Source organism: Bradyrhizobium sp. (assembly GCF_049581145.1).
In the GTDB taxonomy this organism is placed as follows: domain Bacteria; phylum Pseudomonadota; class Alphaproteobacteria; order Rhizobiales; family Xanthobacteraceae; genus Bradyrhizobium.
Window position 1 is genome coordinate 1 of sequence record NZ_JBAURI010000547.1, and the last position, 2226, is coordinate 2226.

General features: G+C 67.6%; 1 protein-coding gene. It reads right to left on the bottom strand.

Annotated features, from left to right (window positions below; all coding sequences use genetic code 11):
- A partial coding sequence (locus WCB02_RS17985) for a recombinase family protein (RefSeq protein ID WP_423960057.1) occupies positions 1-793 on the bottom strand: 793 nt, incomplete at its 3' end.
- Between the last annotated feature and the right edge of the window lie 1433 nt (positions 794-2226).

A 2226-nucleotide genomic window follows, 5' to 3' on the forward strand; every position in this document is an offset into this window, starting at 1 on the left:
CGTCCGCCAGGCGCGCACTGAGCCGGTCAACGCGGGTGTCATAGTCGGCCTGGCCGCCGGGGTAGGAGTAGGCGCCACGGTCATACTCGGCGCGGACGGACGCCAGCGCGGCCCTGACCTGCGCCTCTTCCTCTGTGTGATCCTCCCCGGCTATCCATACCTGCTCGGTCACTTCCTCATCACCGCTGAGCATGACGAACAGGCCGCCGGCCAGCTCATCGAGGGGCGCGGCCAGGATCGAGGGCGCGCGGCACTGCCCTTCGTACTCGGCGGGCCGGGATGCCCGCGCGCAGGTGTACTGGGCAATCCGCGGGCCTTTCCACGTGCCCCGCGTACCCCGGTAGAGCCGGGCCGCGCTGGCTGAGTCGTCCGGGTCGGCGCACCGGCCGCAGAACGCGACGCCGAGCAGCAAGCTCGGTGTCTGGGTGCGCGTCAGCGGCCCCGTGGCCAGCACATCCATGGCCCGCTGGAGGCGGTCAAAATCGTGCTGAGGGATCAGCCGAGCACCCCGGCGCACGGGCATGCCATCATCCCCCGCCACTGTGCGGCCCTGGTGCACCGCGTACCCGAGCAGCGCGGGAGAGCGCAGCATCCGGCGCATAGACGCAGCGCGCCACGGCGTACCCTGCGGCTCCTTGCGGCGGCTGTCGATAGGCGCCGGGATGCCCCGGCGGTTGAAGTCCGCAACCACCGAGTTGGCCGCCTCCCCGGCGATCACGCGGCGCACGGCCTCGCGGACGAGCGGAGCTGTGTCCGGGTCTTCAATGAGCGTCCATCCCTTGCCGCCCTGCACCGGGACGGCCAGGCAGCCATAGGGCGGCTTGCCCCCGCCGAACCGGCCTGCCGGGCAGAGGCGTGCCGTTGGCGGCCATGGCCGGGTGATCGGCCGCTCAGTAGCAGTGCCACCCGTCCCACGCGTTCCATGTGCCGCCGGGGAGCTGACACGCGGCCGGGGGGCTGTTCCTGGCCGCCTCATTGGTTTCGATCTTCCACACGGCCCATATGCACAGCACCGCGACCAGGAGCACGACCCCACGGCGCCCGGGGCGGAGGCGGAGGCGGAGGCGGAGGCGGAGGCGGCGGGGCTGGCCCGGTGTTCCCTGGGGGCGCAGGCTGGCGCTCAGCGGACTCGCCTTGCATCGTCATGACCCCTGACCGTCGGAGCCGGTCACCCTCCCCGGTGCTGCGGCGCATCCTGCGACCGCGAGCGCCAGGGCGCCGAGCACGGCGGAGCGGGGAATGTCCATCATGTGAGGGGTTACCGCGAGCGCTTAATCTCGGCTTTATCAACGGCCTGAGAGGTGCGCTCCTTCGGGTATCTAGACCGGAGGGCGGAGACAAGCTTGTCTAACCGGATGATGTTGAAATACATTCCTCGGGAAATGTGACCTGCGTCACACTATCTAAACGCTGCCACTGACAAGCTCTTTCCACTGGTCAGCGAGCTTGTGCATAGCGTCTGCCTGCCTAAGTAGCATCTCGGCCTCTTTGGGAGTCGCGCTTATCTCGCGCCCCTGGAAATGGCGGAGCTGTACCAGGCTGTATTTCGCGCAGTTCGCCATCTGCACGATTAGCGACATAGCCGGGACCGTGTTAACTGCCTGTGCCATCTGTCGTCACCTCCTGGGAGGTATTACGGCCACGCGGCAAAGGCCCCGTATTCGCCTCCGCCGGGCCAGTCCTCAAGGGCGACGGGCGCGTAATCTCCTGATGACTCCGGGCTACTGGCGACACGGTAAGACCGCGCCCGGAGCGGCGCAAGCACCCCGTACCGTTTCCACGCTCGGTCAACATTGCCGGCCAGTTTCCGGCACTCCGCACCGCAGTACCGGCGCCCCGGCGTACGGCCAGAAATACTGGGCGCCGTTCCCGGCCTGGCAGGCACTGTTGGCCTGGAGCTGGTCGAGGCTGTTCGACCACTGCATGCACTGGCCCGCCGCGTTGATGAGGAAGCCCCACTGCCCGTCTTCCCCTTCCCAGGTGAACCGGGTGCCGGCCGGGTTGGCGTATGCCCCGCCGCCGTTGTAGTAGACGAAGAGGTTGTCCTCGCTCTCGATCGTGCAGTACGTGGTGGTGCGGCGTTAGTAATCTTTGCCAGCCCCCACTCCGATAAGGACCAGCCCGAGCAGGATCTCCCCGATCCTCAGGAACCATGATCCCAGATTAAAGCCCCCGAGCACGTCCTGGATCGTCTGAGTAGTACCCCTGCCCAAACTGCCGACTATC